Source organism: Pseudomonas sp. 6D_7.1_Bac1, assembly GCF_025465945.1.
Classification (GTDB): domain Bacteria; phylum Pseudomonadota; class Gammaproteobacteria; order Pseudomonadales; family Pseudomonadaceae; genus Aquipseudomonas.
Genome location: NZ_JANLNW010000034.1, coordinates 115,459 through 134,725 on the forward strand (window position 1 = coordinate 115,459; position 19,267 = coordinate 134,725).

The window sequence follows — 19,267 nt, forward strand, 5'->3', positions numbered from 1 at the left end:
GCAGGAATCTGCTCCCGACCAGTTACAACCAGATACGAGTCCGGCCGATGGCTTATTCAGCACCCTCGTGCGGTTCCCAGTCGCGGGTGCGGCTGACGGCTTTTTTCCAGCCGGAGTAGAGCTTTTCCTTCGCGGCTTCGTCCAGTTGCGGGTCGAACTCGCGCTCGATTACCGCCTTGCCGCGCAGCTCGTCCAGGCTGCTCCAGAAACCGCAGGCCAGGCCAGCCAGGTAAGCGGCGCCCAGGGCAGTGGTTTCACGCATTTGCGGGCGTTCGACCTTGGTGCCGAGGATGTCGGCCTGGAATTGCATCAGGAAGTTGTTCGCGACGGCGCCGCCGTCCACACGCAGGGCCTTGAGGCGTTCGCCAGAGTCCTGTTGCATGGCGTCAAGTACGTCGCGAGTCTGGTAGGCAATCGACTCCAGTGCTGCGCGAATGATGTGATCCACGCGTACACCGCGAGTCAGGCCAAACAGCGCACCACGGGCATACGGGTCCCAGTACGGCGCGCCCAGACCGGTGAAGGCTGGCACCAGGTACACGCCGTTGCTGTCCTTGACCTTGTTGGCGAAGTATTCGGTGTCGTGAGCGTCGTTGATGATCTTCAGTTCGTCACGCAGCCACTGAACGGTGGAACCACCGTTGAACACCGCGCCCTCCAGGGCGTAGGCGACTTCGCCGCGTGGGCCGCAGGCGATGGTGGTGAGCATGCCGTGCCTGGATTTCACCGCTTTGTCGCCGGTGTTCATCAGCAGGAAGCAGCCGGTGCCATAGGTGTTTTTCGCCTGGCCTGGCTCAACGCACATCTGGCCGAACAGTGCGGCCTGTTGGTCGCCAGCGATGCCGCCGATGGCGATGCCGCTCTTGGTGTGGCCGTAGATTTCTGACGACGATTTGACTTCCGGCAGCATCTCGCGAGGGATGTCGAGCACCTCCAGCATCTTCGCGTCCCACTCCAGGGTGTGGATGTTGAAGAGCATGGTACGCGAGGCGTTGGTGTAATCGGTGACGTGGGTCTTGCCGCCGGTAAATTTCCAGATCAACCAGCTGTCGATGGTGCCGAACAGCAGTTCGCCTTTGCGTGCACGTTCGCGGCTGCCTTCGACGTTGTCGAGGATCCACTTGAGCTTGGTGCCGGAGAAGTACGGGTCAGTGACCAGGCCTGTGGTTTCGCTGATGTACTGCTCATGGCCATCGCGTTTGAGCTGCTGGCAGATCTCGGTGCTGCGACGGCACTGCCAGACGATCGCGTTGTAGATCGGGCGGCCAGTGGTCTTGTCCCAGACCACGGTGGTTTCACGCTGGTTGGTGATGCCGATGGCTGCGACCTGATCGTGATGCAGGCCGGCTTGCGCCAGGGCCTCGACCATCACGGCGCTTTGGGTGGCGAAGATCTCCATCGGGTCGTGTTCAACCCAGCCGGCTTGCGGGTAATGCTGAGCGAATTCGCGTTGTGCGGTGCAGACCACGTTGGCGTCACGGTCGAAAATGATCGCCCGGGAGCTGGTCGTACCCTGATCAAGGGCAATGATGTAGTTCTTATTCTGAGTGTCGGTCATGTCGATTGCCTTGGACGAAATAAGGGAGTGGGTTGGGGGGCGTGATCAATGGTGGGCAGGATCACGCGCCGCCGCTTTCAGGAAATTCGTGCTTTGCCGTCAATGGCAGGTTCTGCATCCTTTGTAGCAGGTATGGCGATAGGCAGATGACGGGCAATCAGCCCGCGATAGGCCGCAGCGCCGAGGCAGGCACCCAGGATCGGTGCAAAGATCGGAATCAGGAAGTACGGGATATCACGTCCGCCAGTGAAGGAAATTTCACCCCAGCCAGCGAAGAAAGTCATCAGTTTAGGGCCGAAGTCTCGTGCCGGGTTCATCGCAAAACCGGTCAGCGGGCCCATCGAGCTGCCAATGACGGCGATCAGCAGGCCGATCAACAGCGGTGCCAGTGGACCCTTTGGCAGGCCATTGTTGTCGTCGGTCAGGGACATGATCACGCCCATCAGGATGGCGGTGATGATCACCTCAACCAGAAACGCCTGACCCGTCGACAGGGCAGGGTTCGGGAAGGTCGAGAACACCGAGGCCAGTTCGAGACTGGCTTTTGTGCCGCGAACCATCTGGTGAGTTTGTTCGAAATCGAAGAACAGATTGCTGTAAAGCGTGTAAACCAACAACGCTGCGCAGAAGGCGCCAGCGACCTGGGAGAAGATGTAGAACGGCAGTTTACGCTTCTCGAAATCGGCGAAAATGCTCAGCGCGATGCTGACGGCCGGGTTCAAGTGAGCGCCGGAAACACCCGCGGTCAGGTAGATCGCCATACTGACGCCGACCCCCCAGATGATACTGATCTCCCATAGGCCAAAGCTGGCACCCGCGACTTTGAGCGCGGCAACACAACCAGTACCAAAAAAGATCAATAAGGCAGTACCCAGGAACTCGGCCATGCATTGGCTCGAGAGCGATGGTTGTCGTAATGCAGTTGTCATTGGAAACATCCTTTTTTGTTGTTGTTGGGCGCTTTATTCGAAAGGGTTCGAGCGCTATTTTCACCGAGGCAGGATCCCCATCCTGGTCTCGGCTTACTGCCGGGTGCTGCGTAGAAACTTTTGCACATTATTCAGATTCGAAAAAATATAGACAAGAAACACTGCTGTCAAAGGTCGAAAGTGAACCATTGGTCATATTTTAACTATTCGTCAGGTGAATGATCATTTGGGTGGCCTCGGGAAGCCGCTGGATTTTCTCCTGTGTTTGCCTGTCCTTAAGGGATTAGGGCCCGGTAATAGAGCCTTTTGCTCAGTGATGGCCTAGAATCCAGCGCAGTGTTTTTCTTCTATCGCCAGGCCTGGAGCTGCCATGACGCCCGCATTGGATCTGTTAAAAAAAGTTCGTGCCGAACATCGTGTGCACAGTTATGAACATGATCCGAAGGCAGCATCCTACGGGTTGGAGGCCGCGGAAAAGCTTGGGCTGGATCCGGCACAGGTGTTCAAGACGTTGCTGGCGGCGAGTGAGAAGGGGGAATTGCTGGTGGCCGTGGTACCGGTCGTCGGAAGCCTGGACTTGAAGGCGCTGGCTCAGGCCGCCGGGGTGAAAAAAGTCGAAATGGCTGATCCCGCCGCAGCGCAACGGGCGACCGGCTACTTGCTGGGCGGAATCAGTCCGTTGGGGCAGAAGAAGCGTTTACGCACGTTCATTGATAACAGCGCTCAGCCTTTTGCGAGCATTTACGTCAGCGCGGGCCGGCGTGGTCTTGAGGTCGAGTTGGCGGCGACGGTGCTGGCCGAGCACACCCAGGCCAAATTCGCCGATATCGGTCGGGTCTGACTGCTGCGCTGTATGGTGAAAATCGGCAGGCTCTGTCTCTGGTTGCCGTGCCGTGACTCATGCATGCTCGTCCTCACCTACAAGAAGGAGAGCATCCATGCAGCTAGCGTTTCATCAGGTCGATGCATTCAGCGACCGACCGTTCAGTGGCAACCCGGCAATGGTCTATCGGCTCGACGCCTGGCTCGCCGATGAGCTGATGCAAAAAATCGCCGCCGAACACAATCTCGCGGAAACCGCGTTTGTGGTGCGTGAGGCTCAAGGTTGGCATATCCGCTGGTTCACGCCGACCACCGAGGTGCCGTTGTGCGGTCATGCAACGCTGGCCAGCGCTTATGTGTTGTTCGAAATCTATAAAGAACCGGTTGAACGCCTCGACTTCATCAGCAAATCCGGCCCTTTGAGTGTGAGTCGGGAAGGTGAACGGCTATGGCTGGACTTTCCGGCGATCGAGCCACGCGAAGTGGACGTGACCCTCGATGTGGAGCGGGCGCTGGGCGTGCGGGCGCTTGATATGCGGGGTTCCAACGAATTGTTCGTGGTGTTGGAGTCGGAGCAGGCGGTGCTCGATTGCCAGCCGGACATGGTCGCGCTGGCAAAGTTGCCCTGGCTTGGCGCAATCATCACGGCGCGCGGTACGCAGCATGATTTCGTCTCGCGCTACTTCGCACCGGCCATCGGTATCAACGAAGACCCGGTCACCGGCTCGACTCATTGCATCCTGATCCCGTACTGGTCGCAGCGTCTGGGCAAATCAAGCCTGACGGCGTATCAGTGTTCGGCGCGGGGAGGGGAGTTGTTCTGCCGTCTGGAAGGGGATCGGGTGAAGATCGGCGGCAATGCGACGCTGGTGGCCAGCGGGACGTTGATGCTCGGTTGACGGAAACCTACTGTGGGAGCGAGCCTGCTCGCGATGGCTGCGCATCAGTTAACGATGATGTCGACTGATACTCTGCCATCGCGAGCAGGCTCGCTCCCACATTTAATCCGTGTTGGTCAGTTGGCGGTGCTGTACCGACGAACCCCGGACTCTACCGCCGGAATGTGCGCTGCCGTGCTGCCGGATGCCTGGAACAGCACCAGGTGTTCGGCGGCCACGCGAATACCGACATTGGCGCCAACCAGATGATCGGCATGGCTCGGGAAGATCGATTCCAGTTGGCTGCCGGTCGGCAACTGCAAGCGATACAAGGTCGATGCGCCCAGAAAGGTCTTGCCGACGATCTGTGCCTTGAGCGGGCTGTCTGGCGCGTAAACGATGTCGTCCGGGCGCAGCAACACATCCACCGCGCTACCCGTTGGCCAGGTGTACGCGCGATTACCGCGCAGCACACCCAGTTCGGTCTGCACCGATTCCGGGGTCTGCAACTGACCGCGAATGAAGTAACCCTGGCCGATAAAACTCGCCACAAACGGCGTCTGTGGTTCGTGATACAGGTTGTAAGGGGTGTCCCACTGCTCCAGCCGACCTTCCTTGAAGACACCGACCTGATCGCTGACGGCGAAGGCTTCTTCCTGGTCGTGAGTTACCAGAATCGCACTGGTGCCACGCGTCTTGAGGATGTCCCGGACTTCATGGCTGAGCTTGCGTCGTAATTCGCCATCGAGGTTGGAGAACGGTTCATCGAGCAACAGCAGCTGCGGTTCCGGTGCCAACGCCCGGGCCAGTGCAACCCGTTGTTGCTGACCGCCAGAGAGCTCATGGGGGAAGCGCTTGCCGAGGTTCTTCAGGTTGACCAGTTCAAGCATCTCTTCGCTGACCCGATCTTTCTGTGGATGCTTGCGAATGCCAAAGGCAATGTTCTCGGCCACACTCAGGTGCGGGAACAGTGCGTAGTCCTGGAACACCATGCCGATCCGGCGTTTCTCCGGTGCGAGGGTAAAACCGGCGCTGGAGATGGTTTCACCAGCCAGCTGGATTTCCCCTTCGTGAACCGGTTCAAAGCCTGCAATCGCGCGCAGGGTGGTGGTCTTGCCGCAGCCGGACGAGCCGAGCAGACAGCCGATGTCACCGGCATTGAGGTGCAGGTTAAGGTTCTGGACGACCCGCTGGTCTTGATAGCCGCAGGCCAGATTGCGCAGGTTCAGCAGCAATGAATGACTCATGCGTGGTGATACGCAGGCTCAACCAGAAATTCGAGCAGGGCTTTTTGCGCATGCAGACGGTTCTCGGCCTGATCCCAGGCGACCGAACGCGGGTCGTCGAGCAAATCGAGGCTGATTTCTTCTCCGCGGTGGGCGGGCAGGCAGTGCATGAACAGCACATCCTCTGCGGCCAGATCGAGCAAGGCACGATTGACCTGGAATGGCGCGAACAGTTTGAGGCGCTTGGCGGTTTCTTCTTCCTGGCCCATAGAGGTCCAGACGTCGGTGCTGACCAGATGAGCGCCGCGTACCGCATCCCGAGGATCGCGGACGATGGTCACCCGATCGCCGGCCTTGGCCACGAACTCAGGGTTCGGCTCATAACCTTCAGGGCAGGCGATGCGCAGCTGGAAGTCGAACTGGATCGCCGCTTCTATATAGCTGTTGCACATGTTGTTGCCGTCGCCGATCCAGGCCACGGTCTTGCCCTGGATCGAACCGCGATGTTCGAGGAAGGTTTGCATGTCAGCCAGCAACTGGCACGGGTGCAGGTCATCGGACAGGCCGTTGATCACGGGCACGCGGGAGTTGGCGGCGAATTCGGTCAGGGTGCTGTGGGCAAAGGTACGGATCATCACCGCATCGAGCATGCTCGACATGACAATGGCGCAGTCGCCGATCGGCTCGCCACGACCCAATTGGGTGTCACGTGGCGACAGGAAGATCGCCTGGCCGCCGAGCTGGATCATGCCGGCTTCGAACGAAATACGGGTGCGGGTCGAGGACTTCTCGAAAATCATCCCGAGCACACGATTTTTCAACGGCTCGAACAGTACACCGCGGTTACGCAGGTCTTTGAGCTCAATACCTCGACGGATCACGCTGACCAGCTCTTCGGGCGTGCAATCCATCAGGGAGAGAAAGTGCCTTGCGCTCATCATTGACTACCTTTTTGCAACAGACCGCAGATACTCAAAGCCTTGTTTAACTGAAAAACGGGCGAGACCTGCGGCGAAAGCCGCACGGGGCGACGAAATAGGGGAAGGCGCGATCTTATAATTAAATGTCGCGTCTTACCAATAGGGCTACGGTTTTTAGGGGATTTCAGAGGGGCTACGGGAAAACCGCAGTAGCGCTTTTGAAGCCTGTTTCCTGACAGCAGCAACCTCTTTGTACACTGCACTCGCGAGCCATTGCAATCAATCGGGGCGGCTAAAGCACGGTATCGGTCGGTTTTTGACTCGTTGGCCAAGGCGTTTGCAGGCAGGATCCGGCAAGCCTTCGGGCTGAAACATTTCCTAATCGAAAGTGCTGGGTTATAAATAACTCACGAGCAACGCAGGAAGCCTCTGGAATGGAATCTAAAGAACAGCAGTTGATGGAGTTGCTCGGCCTGACGGCGCGGTCCCTGACCCACCTGACCGCCTCTGTGACGTCGATGTCCTTCGAGTTGTTGCGTAGCGAAGATGAGGTGACCAAGGCCGCCGGTCGACGGATGATCGACCGTATGGCCACCATCAGTGCCGGGCTCGATGAACACTGGCGGCTGATCGGCGAGCTGACGGGTGTGCATGTCGCTCATGAGCAGATCGAAACCCTCCAGGAAATCCAGTTGCAGGCACCGCCCAGGCTTCCACAGGGCTGATATCGGCTGGCCTGATGGCCCTCGATTCACAAGACGAACGTCGCTGGCGCAGCGGTCAGTCACGGCCCATAGTTTTGTTCCCGCAACCTCACACGGGTTGCCCTGAATAGAACAGAGAATGGCCATGACCAAGACTCTTCATCACCGTGCCTGCCACCTGTGTGAAGCCATTTGCGGCTTGACCATCGAAACCACTGCATCCGATGCTGGCGTGCAAATCACCTCGATCAAGGGTGATCCGCAGGACAGCTTCAGTCGCGGTCACATCTGCCCCAAGGCGGTGGCGCTGCAAGACATCCAGAATGACCCAGACCGCCTGCGACAGCCCATGCTGCGGGTTGGTAGCGAGTGGCAGGCGATTGCCTGGGACGAGGCGTTTACGCTGGTCGCCGAACGCCTGTCGGCGATTCAGGAGCGCCATGGTCAGAACGCCGTTGCGGTTTATCAGGGCAATCCCAGCGTGCACAACTATGGGTTGATGACTCACAGCAATTACTTTCTCGGCTTGCTCAAAACCCGCAACCGTTTCTCTGCCACCTCGGTCGATCAATTGCCTCACCATCTCACCAGTCATTTGATGTATGGCCATGGTTTGCTGCTGCCGATTCCGGACATCGACCACACCGATTTCATGCTGATCCTGGGCGGCAATCCGCTGGCCTCCAACGGCAGCATCATGACCGTACCGGATGTCGAAAAGCGCTTGAAGGCCATTCAGGCCCGAGGCGGCAAAGTGGTGGTGGTCGATCCGCGTCGCAGCGAGACGGCAGCGATTGCCGATCAGCATGTGTTCGTCCGTCCGGGCGGTGACGCGGCTCTGTTGTTCGGGTTGCTCAATACGCTGTTCGCTGAAGGTCTGACCCGCGACAGTCATTTGCCGGTAGACGGGCTGGAGGCGGTTCGTCAGGCCGTCGCATCCTTCAGTGCTGAGGCCATGAGCCCTCTGTGCGCGGTGCCGGCCGGGCAGATCCGTCAGCTGGCGCGAGACTTCGCGGCGGCGAAGACCGCCGTGTGTTATGGCCGTATGGGCGTTTCTACTCAGGCGTTCGGCACCTTGTGTCATTGGTTGGTGCAGTTGATCAATCTGGTCACCGACAATCTTGATCGGGTGGGCGGCGCGCTGTGCACCGAGCCAGCGGTCGACCTGGTGGCGTCCACCTCGGGCGGGCATTTCAATCTATGGCAAAGCCGTGTCTCGGGCCGTCCGGAATATGCCGGTGAGTTTCCAGTGTCGGCGCTGGCCGAAGAGATGCTCACCGAAGGCGAAGGGCAGGTGCGGGCGTTGATCACCGTGGCCGGCAACCCTGTGTTGTCGACGCCCAATGGCCGACAGCTGGAGCAGGCGCTGGATGGGTTGGAGTTCATGCTCAGCATCGACCTGTACATCAATGAGACCACGCGTTACGCCGACTTGATTCTGCCCTCGACCTCGGCGTTGGAAAACGATCACTACGACACCACGTTCAATATGTTCGCGGTGCGCAATGTCAGCCGTTTCAATCGGGCCATCCTGCCCAAGCCGGAAGGTGCGCTGCACGATTGGGAAATTTTCGTCGGCCTGGCCCAGGCCTTTGCCGCGAAGACTGGCAAGGAGCTCAAACCAACGATGCCCCCCGCGAAGATGATCGACCTCGGTTTGCGAGCCGGGCGCTATGGTGATGCTTCGCCGCACAAACTGTCGGTGGCGAGCTTGTTCGATCATCCTCATGGGGTCGACCTTGGCGCTCTCCAGGCAAACCTGGCTCCGCGTCTGAAAACCGCCAATCAGCGCGTGCAGGCGGCGCCACCGGCGATCCTGGCCGACCTCGCGCGATTTGCCGCGTTGCAAGCGCCGCCTGCCGATGAGCTGTTGATGATCGGTCGGCGCCATGTGCGCAGCAATAACTCGTGGATGCACAACTACCACCGCTTGGTGAAAGGTAAGCCGCGTCATCAGTTATTGATGCACCCGGATGATCTCTCCAGTCGCGGGCTGATCGATGGGCAGCGGGTGCGGGTCAGCTCACGGGTTGGGGTCATTGAAGTTGAAGTACTGAGCAGCGTCGAGATGATGAAAGGCGTGGTCAGTCTGCCACACGGTTGGGGTCATGCCCGACCGGGAGTGCAAATGACCATTGCCATGGGGCAGCCGGGCTCCAGCGCCAATGACCTGACCGATGAGCGCCAGCTCGATGAGTTGTCCGGAAACGCGGCGCTCAATGGTGTGCCGGTGACTGTCGCGGCGGCGTAGGTATGTCTGTTGGGGAGACCGAGCATGGCGCTCGGCTTTCCGTTACAATGCGTCACCGTGCCGACAACTGAGTCGGAAAGTTCAGCCGAGGTGCTCCATGGATATCATCGAAACTATTAAAGAGCAGATTGCTAACAACACCATTCTGCTTTACATGAAAGGCTCGCCGAATGCCCCACAGTGTGGCTTCTCCGCGAAAGCCGCTCAGGCCGTCATGGGCTGTGGTGAGAAGTTCGCTTACGTGGACATCCTGCAGAATCCGGAAATTCGTGCCAACCTGCCAAAGTACGCCAACTGGCCAACCTTCCCGCAACTGTGGGTCGGTGGTGAGCTGGTCGGTGGTAGCGACATCATGACTGAAATGGCCGCTGACGGTTCGTTGCAAGCCACGATCAAAGCTGCTGTCGAAAAAGCCGCAGCGAACAAGAGCGAAGCCTGATCCGCTTTTGTGGGAGCGAGCCTGCTCGCGAATGCGGTCTGTCAGTCAATTGTGATGTCGACTGACACGACGCTATCGCGAGCAGGCTCGCTCCCACAGGGATTTTGGTAAAGACCGGAATTCAGTAATAAAAAGCCCCCGCATCTTGTGAGAGAGCGGGGGCTTTTTATTGAGTCGAGATTAGCGCCGTAGAACTTACTCGTCGCCCATCTGTGATTGCAGATAGTTCTCGATACCCACTTTGTCGATCAGGCCCAGTTGAGTTTCCAGCCAGTCGATATGTTCTTCTTCGGATTCGAGAATGTCTTCGAGCAGTTCACGGCTACCGAAGTCACCGACTGTTTCACAGTGAGCGATAGCCACTTTGAGGTCGGCATGGCCGATGCGCTCGATACGCAGGTCACACTCAAGCATTTCCTTGGTGTGCTCGCCGATGTGCAGCTTGCCCAAGTCCTGGACGTTTGGCAGGCCTTCGAGAAACAGGATGCGCTTGATCAGCTTGTCCGCGTGTTTCATTTCGTCGATGGATTCGTGGTATTCGTGCTTGCCGAGCTTGTTCAGGCCCCAATCTTCATACATGCGCGCATGCAGGAAGTACTGATTGATTGCGACCAGCTCATTGGCAAGAATCTTGTTGAGGTGCTGGATGACTGTGATGTCGCCTTTCATGATGGGGTCCCGCCCTTTAATTACCCTATATAAGGCGGAGTTTGAGCCGAGCAGTTGTTAGTGTCAAACCTAAGTTGTTGAATAATAAATGAAAATTAATCTGAATAAGAATGTTTGTGTTCCGCATCCTGACGCTAAGCGGTTGAATTATGGGCATAAAAAAACCGGACACTAAGTCCGGTTCTTCAGGATGTTCTATTTACGCTGCGGAAAACTCTGCAGGGTAGGGGATCGCCGCTTGGCTCAACTGCAATTCGGCCAGGGTTTCACGTACCACTTGCTTGGCAAGGCAGGCGCATTTGCCACATTGGCTGGCAACGCCGGTGGCTTGGCGCACCTCACGGTAGCTGCAGCAGCCTTCATAAATCGCATCGCGGATTTTGCCGTCGGTGACGCCAGTGCAGAGGCAGACATACATAAAGTGAGAACCGTCGTTGGTTATGGCTCAATTGCGACGGATCTTAATGTTAACGAGAATGATTGTCAAAGTGGTTTCGGCAAGCTTTGCGCCAGAGCAGCGACTGTCTGACGAACGGCATGGCGAGGCCCGGGAGTCTGTTACGAAAACCGGCGCCGAGGTTTTTGATGTCGTTGTAAAAACGCTAAGAGCTGGTCAAAAACGCGGTGTATGATGCTCGGTCCTTGCGAAGGGCACTCGATTCATGAACTTGTCGTTTATCCACGACAGACTGGTTCGATACCGTTCTTCACGCCACCACACCAGGAGATATCCAATGAGCGTACTCGTAGGCAAACAAGCCCCTGACTTCACCGTACCGGCCGTACTCGGCAATGGCGAAATCGTTGACAGCTTCACCCTGTCCTCGGCCATCAAAGGCAAATACGGCCTGGTGTTCTTCTACCCACTGGACTTCACCTTCGTCTGCCCGTCCGAGCTGATTGCTCTGGACCACCGCATGGCTGACTTCAAGGCACGCAACGTTGAAGTGATCGCTGTTTCGATCGACTCGCACTTCACCCACAACGCCTGGCGCAACACCCCGATCAATGCCGGCGGCATCGGTCAGGTTAAGTACACCATGGCTGCCGACATCAAGCAGGAAATCATGAAAGCCTACGACGTTCAGTCCGCAGACGGCGTGGCTTTCCGTGGCGCGTTCCTGATCGACGACAAAGGTGTTGTTCGCTCGCAGATCGTCAACGACCTGCCACTGGGTCGTAACATGGAAGAACTGATTCGTCTGGTCGACGCCCTGCAATTCCACGAAGAGCACGGCGAAGTTTGCCCGGCTAACTGGAAAAAAGGCGACAAGGGCATGACTGCTTCGCCAGAAGGCGTTGCGGCTTACCTGACCGAGAACGCTGGCAAGCTGTAAGCCACGCGTCAGGCATAAAAAAAACCGGCTGCTAAGGCCGGTTTTTTTATGGGCGGGATAAATCCTGCGACTGGCTCAGTCGTTGAAATCTTCCCAGCCGCCCATTTGTTTCCAGCGATTGACGATGCCGCAGAACAGGTCGGCAGTTTTTTCGGTGTCGTAGCGTGCCGAGTGGGCCTCGCGACCGTCGAAGTCGATGTCGGCAGCCTGGCATGCCTTGGCCAGGACCGTTTGACCGTAAGCCAGACCTGCCAGTGTCGCGGTGTCGAAGCTGGAGAACGGGTGAAACGGATTGCGCTTCATGTCCAGGCGAGCAACGGCTGCGTTGAGGAAGCCCAGGTCGAAGCTGCTGTTGTGGCCGACCAGGATCGCCCGTTTGCAGCCGTTGGCCTTCAGCGCCTTGCGCACACCGCGGAAGATATCGGTCAGGGCTGCTTCTTCACTCACCGCCATGCGCAGTGGATGATCGAGCTTGATCCCGGTGAACTCCAGCGCTGCGGCTTCGACGTTTGCGCCTTCGAACGGCTCTACGCGGAAGAAGTAGGTGTGCTCGGGGTACACAAAGCCCTTTTCGTCCATGCCGATGGTAGTGGCGGCAATTTCCAGCAAGGCGTCAGTGGCACAGTTGAAACCACCGGTTTCAACATCGACGACGACTGGCAGGTATCCACGGAACCTGGCTGCCATCGGGTGGCGTGAACCGCCACCGCCTGAACCTTCCTGTTCGTCGTCGAAATGGTCTTCACTCACGCGTGTTCCTCCAGCAGGCGCCAGCGCAGTTTTTCACCGGCGCGCAGCGGGATGACAGTCAGCTCGCCGAACGGCAGGCTGGTTGGGGCGGTCCATTCTTCGCGGACCAGGGTAATGCGGTCGGTGTTCACCGGCAGGCCGTAGAAACGCGGACCGTTGAGGCTGGCGAAGGCTTCGAGCTTGTCCAGCGCATTGCGCTGTTCAAAGGCCTCGGCGTACATCTCGATCGCCGCATAAGCGGTGTAGCAACCGGCACAGCCACACGCTGTTTCTTTGGCGTGCTTGGCGTGCGGGGCCGAGTCGGTGCCCAGGAAGAACTTTTCGCTGCCACTGGTAGCGGCGTCAAGCAGGGCGACCTGGTGCGTATTGCGCTTGAGAATCGGCAGGCAATAGAAGTGCGGACGAATCCCGCCCACCAGCATGTGATTGCGGTTGTACAGCAGGTGGTGAGCGGTGATGGTTGCGCCAACGTTGGCCGAAGCTTCGTTGACGAACTGCACGGCATCGCTGGTGGTGATGTGTTCGAACACCACTTTGAGCGTAGGGAAACGCTCCACGACCCGGCGCATGTGCTCGTCGATGAAGATTTTCTCGCGGTCGAAGACATCGACATCGCCACGAGTAATTTCACCGTGAACCAGCAAGAGCATTCCGACCTCGGCCATGGCCTCGATCGCAGGGAAGATCTTGTCGATGCTGGTAACACCAGAATCCGAGTTGGTGGTCGCGCCAGCCGGATACAGCTTGGCGGCGTGAACGAATCCGCTGGCCTTGGCCTCGCGAATTTCGTCGGGGGTAGTCCGGTCGGTCAGGTAGAGCACCATCAACGGTTCGAAACGGCTGCCGGCCGGGCGCGCAGCGAGAATGCGCTGGCGATAGGCGTCGGCTTCAGCGGCGTTGCGCACCGGTGGTACCAGGTTAGGCATGATGATGGCGCGACCAAAGGTACGCGCGACATCCGCGACAGTATTGGGCAACACGGCACCATCGCGAAGATGAATATGCCAGTCGTCGGGACGCAGCAGGGTCAGGCGGTCGGACATTGGGGATTCCAGGCGGGTCAAACTCAAGGGAATGCTACCGGAAAAGACTCTTCCAGGCACTCGCTATCAAGTTTTGCAGCAAGCTTCCGATATGACAAAGGTATGCCGTAATCATGTGTATCGGTCTTTTTGTTGTAGAAACCAGTGGAGCCTCCCGTGCGCCAGCGTTATTTAGCCTTGCTCAGCGTGTTTGCCAGCCTTCCTGCAATGGCGCTCACTTTCCAGACGCGTCTGGAGAGCATCGAGTGGACGGTCGAAGGCGACAAGTTCGAATGCCGCCTCACACAACCGATTACTGATTTCGGCTCGGGTGAGTTCGTGCGGCGTGCAGGCGAGCAGGTAATCTTTCGTCTGAAGGCTTACAACCCCATGATCGCGGGCGGTTCGGCGACGTTACTAGCCGCTGCGGCGCCTTGGCAGCCGGGGCGCGATGATATCAATCTGGGGTCGGTCAAAGTCGGCAGTGGTGATGTGCTGTTCAACAGTTCGCAACTCCAGGCCGGACGCCTTATCGGCGGTTTGATGGATGGTCGCAGTCCGCTGGTTCGTCATTATTCGCGTGATGGCGGGGTGTCGGAAGTCCGTTTGTTGCCGGTCAAGTTCAGCAAGGCCTACGCCGACTATCAGGTGTGCGTCGCCAAGTTGTTGCCGATGAATTACGAACAGGTGAAGCAGGCCGAGGTTGGATTCCCGGGCGGTGGTATCGATCTGGACGCGCAGGCCAAGGCCAAGCTGCAGGTGATGCTGACGTTCATGAAGGCCGACCCGACGGTCAATCACATTGAGCTCGATGGTCATTCCGATAACAGCGGCAATCGCCTGACCAACCGCGATCTGTCCCGGCGCAGAGCGTTGGCGGTGATGGACTTCTTCAAGGCCAATGGCATTGAGGAGTCACAGATCACGATGCGCTTTCACGGCGAGCGTTATCCGTTGGCCCCCAACACCAACACCGCCAATCGGGCCAAGAATCGCCGGGTCAACGTTCATCTTGAACGCGTCGCACCCACCGACAAACCGGTCCCGCAAGTCAGTACTGCAAGCAACGCGGCAGCGACCTCCTGAACCGGCTGTAATCGTCGTTCGCTCGACATAATCTGTCGCTTCATCGTCATAAGCTGTCGCGCCTCTGTAAATTATCCGCTCGCAGCGGTAGACTTCTCGGCTTTCCGTAGAACCCCGTGGAGTGATGGCATGGCGGACGTAAACAAGGTCGTTCTGGCGTATTCCGGCGGCCTGGACACTTCGGTGATCCTCAAGTGGCTGCAAGATACTTATAACTGTGAAGTGGTGACCTTTACCGCTGACCTGGGTCAGGGTGAAGAGGTCGAGCCGGCCCGCGCCAAGGCACAAGCCATGGGCGTAAAAGAAATCTACATCGACGATCTGCGCGAAGAATTCGTGCGTGATTTCGTTTTCCCGATGTTCCGCGCCAACACCGTTTACGAAGGCGAGTACCTGCTGGGTACTTCCATCGCTCGTCCGTTGATCGCCAAACGCCTGATCGAAATCGCCAACGAAACCGGCGCTGACGCCATTTCCCACGGCGCCACCGGCAAGGGCAATGACCAGGTTCGTTTCGAACTGGGCGCCTATGCGCTCAAGCCTGGCGTGAAAGTGATCGCTCCCTGGCGCGAGTGGGACCTGCTGTCCCGCGAGAAGCTGATGGACTATGCCGCGAAGCACGCGATCCCGATCGAACGTCACGGCAAGAAGAAATCCCCGTACTCGATGGATGCCAACCTGCTGCACATCTCCTATGAAGGCGGCGTGCTGGAAGACACCTGGACCGAGCACGAAGAAGACATGTGGCGCTGGACCGTCTCCCCGGAGAACGCTCCTGACAAGGCGCAGTACCTGGAACTGACTTACCGCAACGGCGACATCGTTGCACTGGACGGCGTCGAAATGACTCCGGCTACCGTGCTGGCGACCCTGAACCGCATCGGTGGTGAACACGGTATCGGCCGTCTGGACATCGTCGAGAACCGTTACGTCGGCATGAAGTCCCGTGGCTGCTACGAGACCCCTGGCGGCACCATCATGCTGCGCGCTCACCGGGCGATCGAGTCGATCACTCTGGATCGTGAAGTGGCTCACCTCAAAGACGAGCTGATGCCTAAATACGCCAGCCTGATCTACACCGGTTACTGGTGGAGCCCTGAGCGTCTGATGCTGCAACAGATGATCGATGCTTCCCAGGCGCATGTGAACGGCGTGGTTCGCCTGAAGCTGTACAAAGGCAACGTGATCGTTACCGGTCGCAAATCCGACGAGTCGTTGTTCGACGCCAACATTGCTACCTTCGAAGAAGATGGCGGCGCCTACAACCAGGCTGACGCCGCCGGCTTCATCAAGCTGAACGCCCTGCGTATGCGCATTGCTGCAAACAAAGGCCGCAAGCTGTTCTGATGCCTCTAGGAGGTGTGGCCCCGTTTTTAACGGGGCCACCCTTCGAGCGATGAATTCATGTGTGGGCAACTGTCTTTTGAATCTATGTCGCTAAGGTTGAAGCTTTAGTTACCTGGATTGTCTGTATCTCCTTTCTGTTTTGTTTTTGTCAGAGGCTATTTATCCTGTCACTCGATGCAGGGTAGGTGTCAATGCTGGCTGACGACTGTCATTGCCAGCGTGCTCAAGTTATAAATCATGTAAAAAGAGTCTTTGGATTCTAGTGTTTTTGCATCTGATTTTTTGAGTGATCTTTCGTTAATGAGATGTTCCGACTCGCAGTTCGCAAGAAATACGATCGTTTCACTGTGTTCGTGGTTTCTCAAATGGACAGTGGTCATCACGTTGTCGAGATCTTTCTTTTTGCGTACCCATCGGGCATCAATGATTCGCATGCCCTGTACCGCAGGAGGTAAAGACACCCGGTGCTGGGTGGACAGGTTTGCGATGAGCGTTATATAGGCTGGTGGGTCTTGCACGCTCTGAAGCAGATAGTCAGGTTTGCCTCGCTTGGGTGTGGACTTTGCAGAGGAGTGACTGTGTAGTTTATCTGGCTGGGCTTGAGTGCTTTCTTTGATTGAGTTCGGTTGATTATCCTGTTCGATAGATGCAGTGATGGCGGCGTTGCTGCTTTTTTCTGGTCGTGCAGCGTCGTCGATGACTTTTACAAACTGTTTGCTCTTTTGAAAGTCAGAGGGCGCATACAAAGACTTATAGTTAAAGTTCAGCGTGATGAAGAACAGGAAGAGCAGGTAGAAAGGGAAGCTGATCAGAAACCAGATGTAGATTTCGCGCTCCTGGTTGTCGAGGAAGGGCAATGAAACGGCCGCCGATGTTTCGGAAAGTGCCGCGAATATCGCAATTATAGTCATCGGATTGGTTATTTTCTGTTGAGGTTTCTTCATGCTGAGTGCTCATTGAAAAGTATTCTCTAGTGGATTCCTTGTGGGTGAAGATGTTAAGTGATGGTTATTGTTTTATGTGGAGTGGTCACTGCCTGTAAATGGTTTTGTAGGGGGGGGGGCTGTTTTGCAGTTTTATCACTATTTAGAATGGATCAATAGCTTTCTTTTAGTGTGGTTTGTATACGTATTCAAAGATCAGTTTGTTTTATATTATTAGACGGTCAAGGGGATAACTGGGTGTTGGGGGTTGTTGGGTGGAGCGCTGGCCGTCTTGCAGGTTTTTGTTTGGTATCAGTATGGCGCTGGAACTCGCCGGTTATTTTTGATAGTAGACCAGTGTTTAAGACTTGTCGGGATACCGTGCGTGCTGTCAGGTGATTTTCTTCGACGCTCGCTGAAAAAAAACAGTTGGTCAGAGAATGGTAAAGCCTCGAGTAAACTTTAAGAGACATTGTTTTTTATGAATTCTTGTAGGGGGAATCCTTGTTGTTTGTAGGGATTGTCTCTCGGTGTGGGTGCTTGGGGTGGGCAGCATCCCAAGGTCGAAACGACTACGCTATTGTGCGGGCTCTAAAAATTCGAACAGCGAAAATTGGACTTGCCCATGAATAAAGTGCTGATCGTGGATGATCACCCCGTCATTCGTCTTGCTGTACGTATGCTAATGGAACGTCATGGCTACGAAGTCATTGCTGAAACGGACAATGGTGTAGATGCATTGCAACTTGCTCGTGAACATATGCCGGATATCGTGATACTGGATATCGGGATTCCGAAACTGGATGGCCTGGAAGTTATTGCACGCTTGACCTCGGCCACCATGCCTTTGAGAGTGCTGGTCTTGACGTCACAGGCACCTGGACATTTTTCAATGCGTTGCATGCAGGCGGGGGCTGCCGGGTATGTCTGCAAACAGCAGGATCTTACCGAGCTGCTCAGTGCAATCAAGGCGGTATTGTCCGGGTACAGTTACTTTCCGAATCAAGCCTTGCACTCGGTTCGTTCAAGTTTGGGGAATGCGAGTGAAGCAGACATGGTGGATCGACTGTCTGGAAGAGAGATGATGGTTTTGCAACAGTTGGCCCGAGGCAAGACCAACAAAGAGATTGCCGACGGAATGTTCCTCAGCAATAAAACCGTCAGTACTTACAAAACGCGTCTGCTGTTAAAGCTGAATGCTCGCTCGCTGGTTGACCTGATAGAGCTTGCGCAGCGTAATGGTCTGGTTTGATCCTTTTGGGGTGAGTAGTGCTTTGCGAGTGGAATACGCTTGAAGGTAAGCCGAGTCGGGTCGGATTTTGAGCAGCGGGTGGCTTGCCCTGATGTCCCAGCCACTCTGGATCCAGTGAACCAGAAAGCACTGCCCTTGCGATTGACGAGGCGCGGTATGCGGCTTTTTTGCCGCGGTTGAGGGCTGGGTGAAAAGCCTCCATTTCGGGAGGCTTTCAGGTGTTAAAGGTCAAAATCGTAATCGGCCAGTTGCTTTTGCAAGCGGCGCTCCTCCAAGAGATTATCGATGGTGCGACGTTTGCTCAGGTTGGTCTTCGCTACCTCTACCACAGGCTCGGCATCATCGGCCTCAACAGGGATGAAGTCGTCTTCTGTGTCCAGTTGTTCTTTGCCAGTGCTCATAAGGTTAACTCCAGGCTAAGACTGCCATTGGCGCCCCTTATATCGACAATCTCCTGGCGGGTAAAAAAGATTTTTTCAATCGATAAATCAATAAAAGCAATAGAGCCTCAATCGTCAGAGGTCTTTTGCTTGTATTCGCACAGGTCTTCGATCCGACAGCTGCCACAGCGGGGCTTGCGAGCCAGGCAAACGTAGCGCCCGTGGAGGATGAGCCAGTGATGGGAGTCGAGCAGAAACTCCTTGGGAACAAACTTCATCAGTTTCTTCTCCACCTCGACGACATTCTTGCCCGGCGCTAATCCTGTACGGTTGCTGACCCGGAAGATATGCGTGTCAACGGCCATGGTCAATTGACGAAAAGCCGTGTTCAGCACCACGTTCGCGGTCTTTCTACCTACCCCGGGCAGCGCTTCGAGTTCCTCGCGCGTTTGCGGTACTTCGCCACCATGAAGCTCTACCAGCATTCGGCAGGTTTCGATGACATTTTTTGCCTTGCTGTTGAACAGGCCGATGGTCTTGATGTAGTCGGACAATCCTTCTACGCCGAGCGCATAGATCGCTGCCGGCGTATTGGCCACCGGAAACAACTTGGCGGTGGCCTTGTTGACGCCCACATCAGTGGACTGCGCGGAAAGGATCACAGCAATCAACAGTTCGAAGGGCGACGAGTAGGCCAGTTCGGTTTTCGGTTCCGGATTGTCTTCGTGAAGCCGGCGGAAAATTTCCAGACGTTTAGCGGCATTCATGGGTAGA

At 56.6% G+C, this 19,267-nt stretch carries 20 protein-coding genes; 9 read left to right on the top strand and 11 right to left on the bottom strand.

What is annotated here, in order from left to right; translation table 11 throughout:
- Positions 1–52 precede the first annotated feature (52 nt).
- Entirely contained in the window at positions 53–1,558 is a 1,506-nt protein-coding gene (gene glpK / locus NTD87_RS09025) for a glycerol kinase GlpK (protein WP_262113362.1), read from the bottom strand.
- A gap of 77 nt (positions 1,559–1,635) precedes the next feature.
- Positions 1,636–2,487 (bottom strand): MIP/aquaporin family protein, encoded by an 852-nt coding sequence (locus NTD87_RS09030; RefSeq protein WP_262113363.1) that lies wholly within the window; start codon positions 2,485–2,487, stop codon positions 1,636–1,638.
- A 370-nt stretch (positions 2,488–2,857) separates the two neighbouring features.
- On the opposite strand from NTD87_RS09030, the gene ybaK reads away from it, so the two are divergent.
- Positions 2,858–3,328 (top strand): Cys-tRNA(Pro) deacylase, encoded by a 471-nt coding sequence (gene ybaK / locus NTD87_RS09035; RefSeq protein ID WP_262113364.1) that lies wholly within the window; start codon positions 2,858–2,860, stop codon positions 3,326–3,328.
- A 97-nt stretch (positions 3,329–3,425) separates the two neighbouring features.
- Entirely contained in the window at positions 3,426–4,208 is a 783-nt protein-coding gene (locus NTD87_RS09040; protein WP_262113365.1) for a PhzF family phenazine biosynthesis protein, read from the top strand.
- A gap of 116 nt (positions 4,209–4,324) precedes the next feature.
- Here NTD87_RS09040 and NTD87_RS09045 read toward each other — a convergent pair whose 3' ends face one another.
- Positions 4,325–5,434 carry an ABC transporter ATP-binding protein gene (locus NTD87_RS09045; RefSeq protein WP_262113366.1) on the bottom strand — a complete coding sequence of 370 codons (1,110 nt, stop codon included), beginning with the start codon at positions 5,432–5,434 and terminating at the stop codon, positions 4,325–4,327.
- A complete protein-coding gene (argF, locus tag NTD87_RS09050) occupies positions 5,431–6,351 on the bottom strand; it encodes an ornithine carbamoyltransferase (RefSeq protein ID WP_262113367.1) in 921 nt (306 codons plus the stop codon). The genes NTD87_RS09045 and argF overlap by 4 nt, the downstream gene beginning before the upstream one ends.
- Before the next feature lie 416 nt (positions 6,352–6,767).
- Between argF and NTD87_RS09055 the strand changes: the two genes are divergently transcribed.
- From NTD87_RS09055 to grxD, 3 genes are all read left to right on the top strand, one after another.
- Positions 6,768–7,058, top strand: a complete 291-nt coding sequence (locus NTD87_RS09055) for a hypothetical protein (protein WP_262113368.1) — start codon at positions 6,768–6,770, stop codon at positions 7,056–7,058.
- Between the two features lie 124 nt (positions 7,059–7,182).
- On the top strand, positions 7,183–9,288 hold the full coding sequence (locus NTD87_RS09060) for a molybdopterin oxidoreductase family protein (protein ID WP_262113369.1): 2,106 nt from the start codon (positions 7,183–7,185) through the stop codon (positions 9,286–9,288).
- 97 nt (positions 9,289–9,385) lie between these two features.
- Positions 9,386–9,727, top strand: a complete 342-nt coding sequence (grxD, locus tag NTD87_RS09065; RefSeq protein WP_262113370.1) for a Grx4 family monothiol glutaredoxin — start codon at positions 9,386–9,388, stop codon at positions 9,725–9,727.
- Between the two features lie 195 nt (positions 9,728–9,922).
- Here grxD and bfr read toward each other — a convergent pair whose 3' ends face one another.
- Positions 9,923–10,396 carry a bacterioferritin gene (gene bfr / locus NTD87_RS09070; RefSeq protein ID WP_262113372.1) on the bottom strand — a complete coding sequence of 158 codons (474 nt, stop codon included), beginning with the start codon at positions 10,394–10,396 and terminating at the stop codon, positions 9,923–9,925.
- A gap of 199 nt (positions 10,397–10,595) precedes the next feature.
- Complete coding sequence (locus tag NTD87_RS09075; RefSeq protein WP_262113374.1) at positions 10,596–10,814, bottom strand: bacterioferritin-associated ferredoxin; 219 nt, start codon at positions 10,812–10,814, stop codon at positions 10,596–10,598.
- 316 nt (positions 10,815–11,130) lie between these two features.
- Between NTD87_RS09075 and NTD87_RS09080 the strand changes: the two genes are divergently transcribed.
- Positions 11,131–11,733: a peroxiredoxin gene (locus NTD87_RS09080; RefSeq protein ID WP_262113375.1), complete on the top strand. Its 603-nt coding sequence runs from the start codon at positions 11,131–11,133 to the stop codon at positions 11,731–11,733.
- Between the two features lie 75 nt (positions 11,734–11,808).
- Here the strand turns inward: NTD87_RS09080 and rnt are convergent, their stop codons facing one another.
- Together rnt and pyrC are read right to left on the bottom strand one after the other, a co-directional pair.
- The gene (gene rnt, locus NTD87_RS09085; RefSeq protein WP_262113376.1) at positions 11,809–12,483 is read right to left on the bottom strand and encodes a ribonuclease T; all 675 of its coding nucleotides are present in this window, start codon (positions 12,481–12,483) and stop codon (positions 11,809–11,811) included.
- Positions 12,480–13,526, bottom strand: a complete 1,047-nt coding sequence (gene pyrC, locus NTD87_RS09090) for a dihydroorotase (RefSeq protein WP_262113377.1) — start codon at positions 13,524–13,526, stop codon at positions 12,480–12,482. The genes rnt and pyrC overlap by 4 nt, the downstream gene beginning before the upstream one ends.
- A gap of 156 nt (positions 13,527–13,682) precedes the next feature.
- Here pyrC and NTD87_RS09095 point away from each other — a divergent pair, with 156 nt between their 5' ends.
- The gene (locus NTD87_RS09095; protein ID WP_262113378.1) at positions 13,683–14,591 is read left to right on the top strand and encodes a flagellar protein MotY; all 909 of its coding nucleotides are present in this window, start codon (positions 13,683–13,685) and stop codon (positions 14,589–14,591) included.
- Between the two features lie 129 nt (positions 14,592–14,720).
- Positions 14,721–15,938, top strand: a complete 1,218-nt coding sequence (locus NTD87_RS09100; RefSeq protein WP_262113379.1) for an argininosuccinate synthase — start codon at positions 14,721–14,723, stop codon at positions 15,936–15,938.
- A 188-nt stretch (positions 15,939–16,126) separates the two neighbouring features.
- Here NTD87_RS09100 and NTD87_RS09105 read toward each other — a convergent pair whose 3' ends face one another.
- On the bottom strand, positions 16,127–16,882 hold the full coding sequence (locus NTD87_RS09105; protein WP_262113380.1) for a hypothetical protein: 756 nt from the start codon (positions 16,880–16,882) through the stop codon (positions 16,127–16,129).
- Between the two features lie 604 nt (positions 16,883–17,486).
- On the opposite strand from NTD87_RS09105, the gene NTD87_RS09110 reads away from it, so the two are divergent.
- Complete coding sequence (locus NTD87_RS09110; protein WP_262113382.1) at positions 17,487–18,113, top strand: response regulator transcription factor; 627 nt, start codon at positions 17,487–17,489, stop codon at positions 18,111–18,113.
- Between the two features lie 221 nt (positions 18,114–18,334).
- On the opposite strand, the gene NTD87_RS09115 is transcribed toward NTD87_RS09110, so the two are convergent.
- Positions 18,335–18,514, bottom strand: coding sequence for a PA3496 family putative envelope integrity protein (locus NTD87_RS09115; RefSeq protein ID WP_262113384.1), 180 nt, complete (start codon positions 18,512–18,514; stop codon positions 18,335–18,337).
- 107 nt (positions 18,515–18,621) lie between these two features.
- Positions 18,622–19,260 carry an endonuclease III gene (gene nth, locus NTD87_RS09120; RefSeq protein WP_262113386.1) on the bottom strand — a complete coding sequence of 213 codons (639 nt, stop codon included), beginning with the start codon at positions 19,258–19,260 and terminating at the stop codon, positions 18,622–18,624.
- Positions 19,261–19,267 lie beyond the last annotated feature (7 nt).

Coding starts and splice junctions, on each gene's coding strand:
- glpK (WP_262113362.1), bottom strand. CDS start 1,558: ATGACCGACACTCAGAATAAGAACTACATCATTGCCCTTGATCAGGGT.
- NTD87_RS09030 (WP_262113363.1), bottom strand. CDS start 2,487: ATGACAACTGCATTACGACAACCATCGCTCTCGAGCCAATGCATGGCC.
- ybaK (WP_262113364.1), top strand. CDS start 2,858: ATGACGCCCGCATTGGATCTGTTAAAAAAAGTTCGTGCCGAACATCGT.
- NTD87_RS09040 (WP_262113365.1), top strand. CDS start 3,426: ATGCAGCTAGCGTTTCATCAGGTCGATGCATTCAGCGACCGACCGTTC.
- NTD87_RS09045 (WP_262113366.1), bottom strand. CDS start 5,434: ATGAGTCATTCATTGCTGCTGAACCTGCGCAATCTGGCCTGCGGCTAT.
- argF (WP_262113367.1), bottom strand. CDS start 6,351: ATGAGCGCAAGGCACTTTCTCTCCCTGATGGATTGCACGCCCGAAGAG.
- NTD87_RS09055 (WP_262113368.1), top strand. CDS start 6,768: ATGGAATCTAAAGAACAGCAGTTGATGGAGTTGCTCGGCCTGACGGCG.
- NTD87_RS09060 (WP_262113369.1), top strand. CDS start 7,183: ATGACCAAGACTCTTCATCACCGTGCCTGCCACCTGTGTGAAGCCATT.
- grxD (WP_262113370.1), top strand. CDS start 9,386: ATGGATATCATCGAAACTATTAAAGAGCAGATTGCTAACAACACCATT.
- bfr (WP_262113372.1), bottom strand. CDS start 10,396: ATGAAAGGCGACATCACAGTCATCCAGCACCTCAACAAGATTCTTGCC.
- NTD87_RS09075 (WP_262113374.1), bottom strand. CDS start 10,814: ATGTATGTCTGCCTCTGCACTGGCGTCACCGACGGCAAAATCCGCGAT.
- NTD87_RS09080 (WP_262113375.1), top strand. CDS start 11,131: ATGAGCGTACTCGTAGGCAAACAAGCCCCTGACTTCACCGTACCGGCC.
- pyrC (WP_262113377.1), bottom strand. CDS start 13,526: ATGTCCGACCGCCTGACCCTGCTGCGTCCCGACGACTGGCATATTCAT.
- NTD87_RS09100 (WP_262113379.1), top strand. CDS start 14,721: ATGGCGGACGTAAACAAGGTCGTTCTGGCGTATTCCGGCGGCCTGGAC.
- NTD87_RS09105 (WP_262113380.1), bottom strand. CDS start 16,882: ATGAAGAAACCTCAACAGAAAATAACCAATCCGATGACTATAATTGCG.
- NTD87_RS09110 (WP_262113382.1), top strand. CDS start 17,487: ATGAATAAAGTGCTGATCGTGGATGATCACCCCGTCATTCGTCTTGCT.
- NTD87_RS09115 (WP_262113384.1), bottom strand. CDS start 18,514: ATGAGCACTGGCAAAGAACAACTGGACACAGAAGACGACTTCATCCCT.
- nth (WP_262113386.1), bottom strand. CDS start 19,260: ATGAATGCCGCTAAACGTCTGGAAATTTTCCGCCGGCTTCACGAAGAC.